This is a genomic window from Rhodococcus sp. W8901, from assembly GCF_013348805.1.
Lineage (GTDB): Bacteria > Actinomycetota > Actinomycetes > Mycobacteriales > Mycobacteriaceae > Prescottella.
In genome coordinates, this window is sequence record NZ_CP054690.1 from 1454700 (window position 1) to 1467464 (window position 12765).

Below are 12765 nucleotides of genomic sequence, written 5' to 3' on the forward strand. Positions count from 1 at the left end.
GAATTTCTCGATTCACGGAGCACGTCATGCTTGTCGACACGAGATGGAGCGCCTGGAACGAGGAGATCGAGGTCCAGGTCACCGAAGCCGCGGCGCTGGGACCCGCGGCGGGGCTGGTCGGTGCGGTCCTGTCCGAGGCGGAATCCGCCTGCAGCCTCCACCGCGGCGACGCCGAGATCCACGCCGTCAACCTGGCACAGGGGCTGCCGGTGCGAGTCAGTGTCCGGTTGGCCGGGCTCCTGCGATCGGCGCTATGGGTGGCCCGCATGACCGACGGCGTGGTCAGCCCGCTCGCCTTCGACGAGCCGCCGTCGAGTGTTCCGTCCATCCACCCGGAGCCCACGTTCGCGGACGTCCAGATCGACGACGCCACCGTGCTCGCACCGTGGGGGGTGTCGTTCGACATCGGCGACACCGCGAAGGCGGATACCGCGGATCGGGCGGCCGCGCTGGTCGCCCACGAACTCGAGTGCGGTGTGCTGGTCCGCGTCGGCGGCAACGTCGCCACGGCCGGACACTGTCCGGCCGGGGGATGGCAGGTTCCCGTCCCGGGCGACGGGGCGGTGGAACTGCCGGCGGGTACCGCGCTGGCGACCGCCGGCGCAGATCGCACCCGGGCGAGCGAAGGTGTGGGAGGCGGCTGGGAACAGGTGTCGGTGATGGCCGGGGACGCGTTGTGGGCCTACGCGGCCGCGGCGTCGTCGCAGCGACGGAACCTCGGTGCGGTGGCCTGGCTCGAGCAGCAGGAACTGGCCGCCCGACTCGTCGACTACGACGGGCGCGTCTACACCACGTGCGGATGGAGTCATCCGCACGCGGCGTGAGGGTCGCCGACGTCAGACGGTGCGGCCGCGCTGCTTCCGGTACCAGCGCACCAGTGCGTCGGTAGACGAATCGTCCTGCTGCGGAGGCGCTTCCGTCGACGTCAGGACCGGACCGAGCTCGAGGGCCTGGGCCTTGCCGAGTTCGACACCCCACTGGTCGAACGAGTCGACGCCCCAGATCACGCCCGCCACGAACACCTGGTGCTCGTACAGCGCGATGAGCTGACCGATCACGGCCGGGGTCAACCGCGGAGCCAGGATCGTGGTCGACGGCCTGTTGCCCGGCATCACCTTGTGCGGCACGAGTTCCGGCGCGGTGCCCTCGGCGGCGATCTCCTCGGCCGTCTTGCCGAATGCGAGCACCTTCGTCTGCGCGAACAGGTTGCTCATGAGCAGGTCGTGCATGCTGCCGGTGCCGTCCGCGGTGGGCAGATCGTCGGTGGGCTCGGCGAAGCCGATGAAGTCGGCCGGCACCAGGCGGGTGCCCTGGTGGAGCAACTGGTAGAAGGCGTGCTGGCCGTTGGTGCCAGGCTCGCCCCAGAAGATCTCGCCGGTCTTGGTGGTGACAGGGGAGCCGTCGGCGCGCACCGACTTGCCGTTGGACTCCATCGTCAGCTGCTGCAGGTAGGCGGCGAACCGGGCCAGGTCGTTCGAATACGGAAGCACCGCACGGGATTCGGCGTCGAAGAAGCTCGAGTACCAGACGCCGATCAGTCCCAGCAGTACCGGCGCGTTCCGCTCGAGCGGTGCTGTCCGGAAGTGCTCGTCGATCGCGTGGAACCCGGAGAGGAACTCGGCGAACCGTTCCTTGCCGATCACCGCCATCACTGCCAGGCCGATAGCCGAGTCCACCGAGTAGCGGCCACCCACCCAGTCCCAGAACCCGAACATGTTGGCGGTGTCGATACCGAACTCCGCAACCCGCTGCGCGTGCGTGGACACCGCGACGAAGTGCTTGGGCACCGCGCTCTCGCCGAGCTCGTCGACCAGCCACCGGCGCGCGGCCGACGCATTGGTGAGCGTCTCGAGCGTCGAGAACGTCTTGGACGCGACCACGAACAGCGTGGTGGCCGGGTCGAGGTCGGCGAGCGTTCCCACCAGATCCGACGGGTCGACATTCGAGACGAACCGCGCCGAGATCCCGGCGTTCGCGTAGTGGCGCAGTGCGCCGCACACCATGACCGGTCCCAGGTCGGAGCCGCCGATGCCGATGTTGACGACCGTGCGGATCCGTTCGCCGGTGGCGCCGCGCCACTGCCCGGACCGCAGCCGGTCGGTGAAGTCGCCCATGCGACGCAGGACATCGTGCACGTCTGCGACGACGTCCTGGCCGTCGACGGTCAGCTGCGCGTCGGCCGGCAGCCGCAGCGCGGTGTGCAGCACCGCGCGGTCCTCCGACGTGTTGATGTGGGCGCCGGCGAACATGTCGTCACGACGCTGCTCGACGCGCGCTGTACGAGCGAGTTCGACCAGCAGGTCCAGAGTTTCGCGGGTCACGCGGTGCTTGCTGTAGTCGACGTACAGGTCGGCGGCGGTCACCGTCAGCGCGGTGCCACGATCCGGATCCTGCGCGAACAGGTTTCTCAGATGGGCAGATTCGATCACTCGATGATGCGCATCCAGGTTCTTCCAGGCTGCGGTACCGGTGATGTCTGTGCTCATGGAGGCAGCTTATCGGCACTGGACCCGAACATCTTGTCGGCTCTCATTCTCTGGAGAGGCGGCGCATGATGGAGGTCATGAACCCAGCCGAATTGATTCGTGCCGTTCCTACCAAGCTGTGGATCGGCGGCACCCCCGTCGACGCCGAGAACGGCGCCACGTTCCCCGTTCGGAATCCCGCGACCGGTGACGTCCTCACCGAGGTCGCCGACGCCAGCCCCGGTGACGCCGTCAAGGCGCTCGACGCGGCGGTGGCCGCGCAGGCGGACTGGGCCGCGACCCCGGCACGCGAGCGCGGCGAGCTGTTGCGGTCGGTCTTCGAGAAGATCGCCGCTCGCGCCGAGACGTTCGCGCAGTTGATGACGCTCGAAATGGGCAAGGCCCTGCCGGAGAGCCGCGCCGAGGTGAAGTACGGCAGCGAGTTCTTCCGGTGGTTCGCCGAGGAGGCGGTCCGGATGGAGGGCCGCTACCAGTCGGCGCCGGCCGGCAACGGGCGCATCCTCGTCGGCAAGCAGCCCGTCGGGCCGTGCCTGGCGATCACCCCGTGGAACTTCCCGCTCGCGATGGGCACCCGCAAGATCGGACCCGCGCTGGCCGCCGGCTGCACCATGATCGTCAAGCCCGCGTCCGAGACGCCACTGACGATGCTCGCGCTCGCGGAACTGTTCGTCGAGGCAGGCCTCCCGCAGGGCGTGCTGTCGGTGCTGCCGACATCGCACTCGGGTGCCGTCACCGAACTGCTGCTCGAGGATCCCCGTCTGCGCAAGCTCACGTTCACCGGTTCCACCGCGGTGGGCCGGATGCTGGTCGAGAAGTCGGCGAAGGGCTTGCTGCGTACGTCGATGGAACTCGGCGGGAACGCTCCGTTCGTCGTGTTCGACGACGCCGACATCGACGCCGCCGTGGACGGCGCGATGCTCGCGAAGCTCCGCAACGGCGGCGAGGCCTGCACCGCTGCCAACCGTTTCCACGTCGCGAACGCCGTCCGGGAGGAGTTCACCGCGAAGCTCACCGAACGCATGGCAGCGTCGAAGATGGGCCCCGGTATCGACCCCGAGACGACACTGGGGCCGCTGATCAACCGGGACCAGCTCGAGACGGTCACCGACCTCGTCGAGGACGCCGTGAAGGCCGGCGCCGAGGTCCTGCTCGGCGGCGACGCGCCGGAGGGTCCGGGCTGGTTCTATCCCGCGACCGTACTCGCCGACGTGCCCGCGTCCGCTCGGATCCTGCGCGAGGAGGTGTTCGGCCCCGTGGCCGCGATCACCGGCTTCGACACCGAGGCGGAGGCTGTCGCCGCCGCCAACGACACCGAGTTCGGTCTGGCCGCGTACATCTACACCCGCGACCTCGACCGGGCCCTGCGCGTGTCGGACGCCCTCGAGACCGGGATGGTGGGCGTCAACCGCGGTGTCATCTCCGACACCGCCGCACCGTTCGGCGGCGTAAAGGCATCCGGGTTCGGGCGGGAGGGCGGCAGCGAAGGCATCGCCGAGTACCTCGAGACCAAGTACATCGCGCTGACCTGACCCCGGCATACGAGAACCGCCCGGTCGCAGGACCGGGCGGTTCTCGTAGGACGTGTCGGTGCCGGTGAGGTCAGTGCCCCAGTCGCCCGCGCCCGAGGCGCAGCAGCAGCATCGCGAGGGTATGGCCCTCCTGGCCGAGTTCGCTGAACCGCTCGAGGACCTTCATCTCCCGGCTGTGGACCAGCCGCGGGCCGCCCGACGCCATGCGGGTGCGGCCGATGATCTGGGACACCTCGCTGCGGCGCTTCACCGCCGCGAGAATCTCGGCGTCGAGGCGGTCGATCTCCTTGCGGAGTTCGTCGATCTCGGCTTCGCTCGCGGGAACGGGTGACTCGGATGAAGGAGGTGCGGTCGGACTGCTCATGTTCTTCTCCTCGTGTCAGAACTAGGTTCGTTCGGTGCCCTCGAGTCGTTAGGAATCCGGGTCCAGCTCACAAGAACGCCCCGGGATCCGGTGTGGACCTCGGGGCGCGCGGGGGATCAGGCCGCGGGCACCATAGGCCGGTACCCGCTGGGAAATCGCCAGTGCTCGCGGGGCGAGCGCCATCGGGCACCCGGCTGGTGCCCCTGCGTGGCAATGATCATTACTCCAGTTTGCCACGCGAATGAGACCAGCCCAAGCAGGGGTGACTGCCTTCACCGTCGACGGGATCGGGTAGCTGCCGAAGTGTCGGACTTCGCCGGTAGCGTTGACAGGCGATGAACACTATTTCCGGGTCCACGATCGGCGCTGCAGGTATGTCGTCAGGTATGTCGTCAGGTATGTCTCCGGGCGGTGCCCACGGTTCGACCGACGCCCTCCTCGACGGTCTCAATCCGCAGCAGCGAGAGGCCGTCCTGCACGCGGGATCGCCGCTGCTCATCGTGGCCGGTGCCGGGTCCGGCAAGACCGCGGTGCTGACCCGACGGATCGCGTACCTGCTGGCCGAACGCGGCGTGATGCCCGGCCAGATCCTGGCGATCACCTTCACCAACAAGGCCGCCGCCGAGATGCGCGAGCGGGTGGCCCAACTGGTCGGCCCCCGCGCCAACAGCATGTGGGTCTCGACGTTCCACTCGAGTTGCGTGCGGATCCTGCGGGCACAGTCGGCGCTGCTGCCCGGCCTGAACTCGAACTTCTCGATCTACGACGCCGACGACTCCCGGCGCCTGCTGACGATGATCTCCAAGGATCTGGACATCGACACCAAGCGCTTCTCCGCGCGGCTGCTCGCCACGCACATCTCGAACCTCAAGAACGAGCTGATCGATCCCGAGGAGGCCGCGGCCACCGCGGACCGGGATCCGGCGGAGATGCCCAAGCTGGTGGCCCGGGTGTACGCGCACTACCAGCAGCGCCTGCGGGCCGCGAACGCGATGGACTTCGACGACCTGATCGGCGAGACCGTCGGGCTGCTGCAGGCGTTCCCCCAGGTCGCGGAGTACTACCGGCGCCGGTTCCGGCACGTGCTGGTCGACGAGTACCAGGACACCAACCACGCGCAGTACGTGCTGGTTCGAGAACTGGTGGGGGAGGCCCCCGAGGGCGCTGTCGATCCGCACACGGTGCCGCCGGCCGAACTGTGCGTCGTCGGTGACGCGGACCAGTCGATCTACGCGTTCCGCGGGGCCACGATCCGCAACATCGAGGAGTTCGAGCGCGACTACCCGGACGCGCGGACCATCCTGCTCGAACAGAACTACCGGTCCACGCAGAACATCCTGTCGGCGGCGAACTCGGTGATCTCCCGGAACACCGGCCGCCGCGAGAAGCGCCTGTGGACCGACTCCGGCGAGGGTGAGCTCATCACCGGGTACGTCGCCGACAACGAGCACGACGAGGCACAGTTCGTGGCGTCGGAGATCGACCGCCTGGTCGACGCCGGCGACGCGAAGTTCGGCGACGTCGCGGTGTTCTACCGGACCAACAACTCCTCGCGTGCGCTGGAGGAGATCTTCATCCGCCTCGGCATTCCGTACAAGGTGGTCGGCGGCACGCGGTTCTACGAACGCAAGGAGGTACGCGACATCGTCGCGTACCTGCGGGTGCTCGCGAACGAGGACGACACGGTGAGCCTGCGCCGCATCCTCAACACTCCCCGCCGCGGGATCGGTGACCGCGCGGAGGCGTGCGTGTCGGTGTACGCCGAGCAGAAGGGGGTCGGGTTCGCGCAGGCCCTCCGCGCCGGCGCCGAGGGCGTCGTCCCGCTGCTGAACACCCGCTCCCAGAAGGCCATAGCATCGTTTCTCGAACTGATGGACGGGCTGCGGGCGTTGATGGTGAGCACCGACGCCGACGGCAACGATCTCTCCGACATCGGTGAGATCATCGAGGCTGTCCTGGACCGCACCGGGTACCGCCGCGAGCTCGAGGCCAGCAGCGATCCGCAGGACGGCGCCCGGCTCGACAACCTCAACGAGTTGGTCAGCGTTGCAAGGGAGTTCAGCTCCGACGCCCGCAACGCCGCAGCGTTCGCGGAGGACGAGTCCGCCGCCGGTGACGAGTCCGGCGAGGCCGGTGAACGCGACGACGAAGGCCTGCCCGACCCCGGTTCGCTGGCGGCGTTTCTCGAGCGGGTCTCGCTGGTTGCCGACTCGGACCAGGTACCCGACTCGGGTGAGGGTGTCGTGACGCTCATGACGCTGCACACTGCGAAGGGGCTCGAGTTCCCGGTGGTCTTCGTGACCGGCTGGGAGGACGGGCAGTTCCCGCACATGCGCGCGCTCGGTGACCCGGCGGAACTGTCGGAGGAGCGCCGCCTGGCGTACGTCGGTATCACCCGCGCCCGGCACCGGCTGTACCTGACCCGTGCGATTGTGCGCTCGGCCTGGGGGCAGCCGGTCACCAACCCGGAATCGCGTTTCCTGCAGGAGATTCCGGCGGATCTGGTGAACTGGCGCCGCGAGGATCCCGGCGTACTCGGTGCCGGTGGAGCCATCGGAGGTGGCCGGGCTCGCGGCCAGGGATACGGTGGATCCGGTTACAGCGGTTCGGGATTCGGCGGCGGTGGTGGCCGAGGGGCCGGTACGACGCCGAGCTTCGGCGCTCCCCGGGGGCGCAACAACAATCTCGTGCTCGCGGTCGGCGACCGGGTCAGTCACGACAAGTATGGGCTCGGCAAGGTGCTCGAGACGAAGGGTGCCGGACCGACCGCGACCGTGACGATCGACTTCGGTTCGGCGGGCAAGGTCCGCTTGATGCTGATCGGTGGCGTGCCGATGGTCAAGCTCTGACGCAACGAGGCCGGTCGGCAGGCTGGATATTCGACTCCGTGGCTGGGTTGCTTCTGGTCGGGGCTGCTCGGTAGGCAGGTCATCGCCTGAGGAGACCAGCGCGTTCGGCACGGTAGAGGATGTCTGCGCGATCGGCGCTCTGGAACTTCCGGTAGATGCTCTTCAGTCGGTATTTCACGGTGTCCTGTGAGATGAACAGCTCGGCCGCCGCTTCCCGGGTGGTTCGCCCGTTTCGGAGTGCCTCGAGGGTGCGTCTCTCTGCCTCCGTGAGCGGGGGAACCAGCGACACCTGCAGCACTGCGGGCAGCCCGTCGAGGTTTCCCGGCACCCAACGGTCCGCGCAGGATGCGGAGCCGCGGCTGCCGGGCCTCACCCTCGACCAGACGGATCACCCGGTCACGCACCAGCACCTGTGTACGAGCCTCGCGACTCGCACGGGAAAGCCGGCGTCCGGCATTCCCAATCATGCATGCATACTCTCGGTCTCGGAGTTACCTTTCACCAGCACTCGTCAGGCGCCATCGCGGGTTGGCTGCGGCCGCACGACGGCCAGAAGTGTCAGGCCGCAGACCAACCCGTGAACCTGGTCCGTGACGTGTCGGTGATGGACAGTTGAGACGCGCGCGGCTCGTTCAGATGTCCGACTACTCGGCGCAGCCACTCGCCTCGAATGCGGACTTGGCCGTGTACTGTCCTTCCGGCAAGTACTGCCCCATGACGGCCTTTTCATCGCCGGGAGTCTCGGTATCATGCGCGGCATGGCTGAAGTCCTTGGACGGCAGCATGTTCCGCATGATCAGGAGGGAATCGTCGGGATGCCCGGCGCCATCGCCAGTCGGCGAGAGCGGCAGCCATGACACCCCGCACTCCTTGGTGGCATTTGAGGGTCGGTCTTCAGGCAGCGACGCGACGATTGTGTAACGACCGGCCGCATCAGTGGTCACCTGCTCGTCGTACAGGCATGCGATCACCTTCGTCGTTGCCAGTGATTCGTTGTTGCACATCGACCAGAACCGCATGTCGACATTGCCGTTCATATGCTGCGTGCCCGTCGTCGTCTTCGGAGTCCGCGGCAGTTCGCCACGAAGTACCAGAACGTCGCCGAACCCGCGGTTGACTTCGGCCGTGACGTAGCTGTTGTCGATGTTGGAGTACTGTCCGCCCACCCGCTGGGGTGTGCCATCACACTTGCCGAGATAGGTACACCCGAGAGTGAACTCGGCGCTGTAGTAGGCCCGCCACACAGGTGTCTGGTCCGCAGGGAATGTCGCCGGCTTGCCCGGCTGGTCGCGCAGAGCCTTGTACGTGTCCAGCGGCAGTGGAGTGGGCTTCAAGATCGCATTGTCCGCGTCGACCGCCGAACACAGTGCTTCGCCGCGCAGCACCTGACCGTCGGCGAGGTGCAACTCTGGATCCGGTAGTCCTACGCCGCCGGTGAGATCACGTCCATTGTCGGGAAGGTAAATGCGGTAGAGGAGGCTGATCCGATCCTGTCCTGGCACACCGGCATACAGAGTGTTGTGTCGCGGCTCAGCCGGCGGCGTCTCGTCGAGCACAGAGACCGTATACGACCTGCCGTCTTCATTCAGACGGTCGGCGCCCGGAAGATAGGTGTTCTGCGAACCGGCGTCCGGGGCGGTCGAAATGTCGTTGAGGACGGCGGTCGGCATCGCGGTGCCGGCGTTGTACGAGTTCAACGACTGGTAGCGCGCGTGCGCGTACTGCCCCCGGATGACCAGTTCGGCATCCTCCGGGATAGTGAACTGCGCAGCCCAATAGACCGCCGCGGTGTCGGGGAAGGCGTAGTTGAGCTGCGGGTCTGCGAGCTCGGGATTGACTGGCACGGACCAGAAGCAGGTCGACACCGGATACTCGGGATCGGGGCCGCTCGAACCGGGATCGACGGATCCGAATCCGGATCCGCTCGACGAGCCGAGATCGACGGACCCGAATCCGGATCCGCTCGACGAACCGAGATCGGCCGATCCAATCGCCGGCGCAGCGACCGCGGACCCGGTCCCGGGCAACGCTGTGATCGCGGTCAGCGCCGCCGCAGCTACGAACGTTTTCAATGAAGGCATCTCGCTCCTTGTGAGGTGGCTGACGAATTGTGGTAGATCCCCGTTCAGGTCTGTCTCGCACGCGCTCGGTCCTCTGACGAGGTTGCCGGAAGAGCGGTGCTCGGCGAGGGGACGGTGCTGCTGGGCGGTATGAGTGACGGCGACTTGTGAAGGGCACCAACTCCAGTGGTGTCTGCGCGGGCCTGGGTATCGATGGTGAGTCCGAGTGGGATCGCATGCCGGTGCTGCCCCACCCGGTGGGGCAGTGGCCCCGCTCCCCGCTAGAGCGCTTCGGGACGCGGCGCCGTCCAGGTGCCGTCGAGCACGGAGGGCCGGGGGCGGTACAGCCGCAGCACGTAGTTCCAGCCCGGCATGATGGGCAGGGCGTTCGCGACACCGTCGAGGTGTACGCCGAAGCGGATGGTGGTACCGCCGTCGGCGTCGGGGGTGGCGGTGAGGCTGTTGATGCTGTTCACGCCCAGGGCGTTCTCCTCGAAGTAGCCGGCCGCGTTGTACAGCGACACCGACCAGAACGCATCCACCGGAACGTCGTTCAGACGGAGACGGTATTCCGCGACAGGGAGGCGTTCGTCGACGCTGACGTAGGTGGCCTCCTGTTCAGGGAGGCCACCCCAGCCGGAGGCGGTGCCGAGCAGGTGCATGATCGGATCGACTTCTGCTGCGGTGCCGAATGATCGGTCGTACTTGCTGACGCCGCGAGCGAGTGCGAGGATCGCGTCGCGGGTCTCGTTCTGCGACTGCTCGTCGTAGCCGGGCAACGGGAACTCGCCTGTTCCGCCGCCGTCGATGGCGAGGACGTCCTGCAGCCGGTTCACCTCGGCGACGTCTTCGGGGCTGTTCGGATCGACGAGGATGCGCACGATGAGTGCGGCGTAGTCGGTCCCGACCAGTTCGCGCGTGAGCACGTGCTCTCCCGGATCGCGCAGGATGACCGGACCGTAATGATCTTGACTGATCACCCACACGGAGATGTAGCGCTTGCCGGTATCCGGCACCGTGATCGTGACGTCTTCGCACACGTCGATGATGCTGCTGCTGTACAGGGTGTCGCGGTTCTGGCGGATGATCGGCTGGTTGTCGAGCGGCTCGAGCTCACGAGTGTGGTTCCAGGTGCCCAGGCCGCCGCCCGCGGCCAGGCGAGCGAACATGAGATCGGATTCTGCCCGATTGAAGTTCAGGATGTTGACGGGAATCGCGGACATGGCGGGTTCCATTCGGTGTCGGGTACGGCACGGGAGCGGGTATCCCTCGCCCCGTCGGGGAATTCAGCCGAGCAGTCGCGCTTTCGCGGCTTCGAACTCGGCATCGCTCAGCAGGCCTTGTGATTTGAGATCGCCGAGTTTCTGCAGCTCGGCGACGAGATCGACCGGGGCAGCGGGCGCGCGTGTGGTCATCGCGCGTGCTGCCTGCTGCTGGGCCAACTCGTACTGGGCCTGCTCGTACTCGGCCTGGGCCCTTCGCTGCCGGCGGGTGGCCATACCGTCGCTGACGGCGGTCGCGGTACCGGTCACGATCGCGGTGCGCGCGGCAAGGCCCAGCAGTCCGGGGCGACCGGTTCTCGGGATGAAGGGCATGTCAGACCTCCAGTTTCGGGGTGATCGTGTCCATGAGGGCGTTGACGATCGGGGCGGGAATCCGCTCGTAGCCCAGTAGCACCGCGCCCGACTCGGCGGTCCGGGCGGCGAGCTCACGCTGATAGACCAGCTCGAGCGCGACCAGCAGCGCCGCAGCGCCGGCGGGGATCGCCGCCGCGAGTTCGGTGATGTCTTCATGCCCGAGGAGACCGGACGCGCCGAGCATCTCGACATTGATCTCGAAGCCGTTCGGCAACTCCTCGACCTCGATGAGGGTGAGTTCGCCGTCCTCGGACTTGGAGATGACGATCAGATCGAGCAGCTGCACCAGGCCGGTATCTGCAAGGTCGGTGAGCGCGGAGAGTGCGGCCGGGTCGAGGCTCTCCCCGGGCAGGCCGAGAAGATAGAAGTCGACAGGTCCGAAACGCGCAGCACTCACCACGTCGCCGCTCACGAGAGGACCTTCAGCTTCAGTGCGGTGAACTCGTCCTCGTTGATGGCTCCTGCTTCGAGGAGTGCTGCGGCTGTGGCGATCTCCTCGCTGGGGCTCTTCCCTGCGACCTCGCGGATATACGATTCGGCAGCGTTCTCCGCGTCGCGTGCGGCCTTGTTGCTGCGTTCCGTCATCCCTTCGCCGCGGGCGACGAGATAGACGAGCGCTGTCACGATGGGCAGGAAGAGCAGGAAGAACACCCAGAGGGCCTTCAACCAACCGTTCAGCTTATGGTCGCGGAACAGGTCGGCGATGATCGCGAACAGCGCGAAGAGATATCCGATGAAGACGGTCGCCGACAGCATCCAGCCGAGGCTTTCCCAGAAGTTCATGTGTGTTGTCCGATTCGTGTAAGGGGCCGCGGGGTTCGCGGCCGATTGATGAGGGAGAGTGGCGAAGCAGAGGTCAGAGGGAGGCGATGGCCTTGCCGAGGATGAGTGCCGCCATGAATGCCATGAGTACGGTCATGACCACGTTGTTCTCGCGGACGAGCCACCGGTGCAGGGCATCCAGCGGTCCCCGGAGCTGCTCTGAAGCGACGATGAACGCCGAGACCAGCACCCACACCGTCGAGGTGGCGCACAGGACGAAGACCCCCGTCGCGATACTTGCCGGGAGGGCGGCGAGACCGGCGTCTCCGATGGTCACTCCGGCGCTCGCGGCGATGAGGAGGTTCTTCGGGTTGAGTGCCGAAAGCAGGAGGCCGAGGCCGAATGCGCGCTTCAACGTGAAGCCGTCGATGGCGGCCATCCATTTCGGGAGTGCGGGATCCACGCCGGGCTTCGGTCGGCCTCGCCATTGCCTGACCGCGAGCAGCAGCAACAGGGCCGAGAGCAGGAGCTGCACGATTACACGCGGCACGTTCGATCCACCCGAGTCGCCGTGGGGTGTGAGCAGGCCGGCGAGCAACACGAACGCCGTCACCGCGATGGCGATCCCGAGGATCCAGCCGATCAGGAATCCGGGGCCGGTGCGGCGAGCGCTCGAGGAAAGCAGCATGAGAATGGCCGCGATGATCGTGAAAGGGCTGATCGCGATGCCAAGCGCGAGCGGCAGCGTCTCCCCGATGACAGAACCCAACATGGTCAGTTCCCCTACGTAGCAGTCGCGTCGGTGGGAGCGGTTGCGAGTTCGGCGACGGAGGCCCGGTTCGTCGGGTGGATCGGATCTCCTTCGCGCACGACCTCGAAACGGCCCAGCCGCGGAAGCGCGCCGCTGCGCACCCAGCTGAACGCGAGCAGCGTGACTCCGGCAAGGAACTCCCGCCCGACATTCCGCCGGCTCAACCCGGCAATTCCGTTCATTGCGGCAATTCTCGCCGGTTCCTGCAGGCTTCGATCGCGGTCTCATCCGCAGCGGATGAGACCGGATTTCTATGGCCGATGAATG

General features: G+C 67.1%; 13 protein-coding genes. 3 read left to right on the top strand and 10 right to left on the bottom strand.

The window, feature by feature from the left end:
• Window positions 1–26: 26 nt before the first annotated feature.
• Window positions 27–824 (top strand): FAD:protein FMN transferase, encoded by a 798-nt coding sequence (locus tag HUN07_RS06935; RefSeq protein WP_114718167.1) that lies wholly within the window; start codon window positions 27–29, stop codon window positions 822–824.
• A gap of 12 nt (window positions 825–836) precedes the next feature.
• On the opposite strand, the gene pgi is transcribed toward HUN07_RS06935, so the two are convergent.
• Complete coding sequence (pgi, locus tag HUN07_RS06940; RefSeq protein ID WP_174908739.1) at window positions 837–2486, bottom strand: glucose-6-phosphate isomerase; 1650 nt, start codon at window positions 2484–2486, stop codon at window positions 837–839.
• A gap of 77 nt (window positions 2487–2563) precedes the next feature.
• Between pgi and HUN07_RS06945 the strand changes: the two genes are divergently transcribed.
• Window positions 2564–4015 (top strand): NAD-dependent succinate-semialdehyde dehydrogenase, encoded by a 1452-nt coding sequence (locus HUN07_RS06945; protein WP_174908741.1) that lies wholly within the window; start codon window positions 2564–2566, stop codon window positions 4013–4015.
• 70 nt (window positions 4016–4085) lie between these two features.
• Here the strand turns inward: HUN07_RS06945 and HUN07_RS06950 are convergent, their stop codons facing one another.
• Window positions 4086–4379: a chorismate mutase gene (locus tag HUN07_RS06950; protein WP_114718170.1), complete on the bottom strand. Its 294-nt coding sequence runs from the start codon at window positions 4377–4379 to the stop codon at window positions 4086–4088.
• 386 nt (window positions 4380–4765) lie between these two features.
• Here HUN07_RS06950 and pcrA point away from each other — a divergent pair, with 386 nt between their 5' ends.
• Complete coding sequence (gene pcrA / locus HUN07_RS06955) at window positions 4766–7228, top strand: DNA helicase PcrA (protein ID WP_441346800.1); 2463 nt, start codon at window positions 4766–4768, stop codon at window positions 7226–7228.
• A gap of 79 nt (window positions 7229–7307) precedes the next feature.
• Here the strand turns inward: pcrA and HUN07_RS27400 are convergent, their stop codons facing one another.
• The 8 genes from HUN07_RS27400 to HUN07_RS06995 all read right to left on the bottom strand — a co-directional run bounded on the left by HUN07_RS27400 (window position 7308) and on the right by HUN07_RS06995 (window position 12680).
• Window positions 7308–7601, bottom strand: a complete 294-nt coding sequence (locus HUN07_RS27400; protein ID WP_368077036.1) for a response regulator transcription factor — start codon at window positions 7599–7601, stop codon at window positions 7308–7310.
• 271 nt (window positions 7602–7872) lie between these two features.
• Complete coding sequence (locus HUN07_RS06965) at window positions 7873–9072, bottom strand: hypothetical protein (protein ID WP_254622829.1); 1200 nt, start codon at window positions 9070–9072, stop codon at window positions 7873–7875.
• 497 nt (window positions 9073–9569) lie between these two features.
• Window positions 9570–10511, bottom strand: a complete 942-nt coding sequence (locus HUN07_RS06970) for a DUF1214 domain-containing protein (protein WP_174908746.1) — start codon at window positions 10509–10511, stop codon at window positions 9570–9572.
• Between the two features lie 63 nt (window positions 10512–10574).
• Window positions 10575–10883: an SHOCT domain-containing protein gene (locus HUN07_RS06975; protein ID WP_174908748.1), complete on the bottom strand. Its 309-nt coding sequence runs from the start codon at window positions 10881–10883 to the stop codon at window positions 10575–10577.
• Window position 10884: 1 nt separating this feature from the next.
• A complete protein-coding gene (locus HUN07_RS06980; protein WP_254622830.1) occupies window positions 10885–11337 on the bottom strand; it encodes a DUF6325 family protein in 453 nt (150 codons plus the stop codon).
• On the bottom strand, window positions 11334–11708 hold the full coding sequence (locus HUN07_RS06985) for a PLDc N-terminal domain-containing protein (RefSeq protein WP_114718176.1): 375 nt from the start codon (window positions 11706–11708) through the stop codon (window positions 11334–11336). The genes HUN07_RS06980 and HUN07_RS06985 overlap by 4 nt, the downstream gene beginning before the upstream one ends.
• A gap of 73 nt (window positions 11709–11781) precedes the next feature.
• Window positions 11782–12459 carry a GAP family protein gene (locus HUN07_RS06990; RefSeq protein WP_254622831.1) on the bottom strand — a complete coding sequence of 226 codons (678 nt, stop codon included), beginning with the start codon at window positions 12457–12459 and terminating at the stop codon, window positions 11782–11784.
• An 11-nt stretch (window positions 12460–12470) separates the two neighbouring features.
• Window positions 12471–12680 carry a hypothetical protein gene (locus HUN07_RS06995; RefSeq protein ID WP_114718177.1) on the bottom strand — a complete coding sequence of 70 codons (210 nt, stop codon included), beginning with the start codon at window positions 12678–12680 and terminating at the stop codon, window positions 12471–12473.
• Between the last annotated feature and the right edge of the window lie 85 nt (window positions 12681–12765).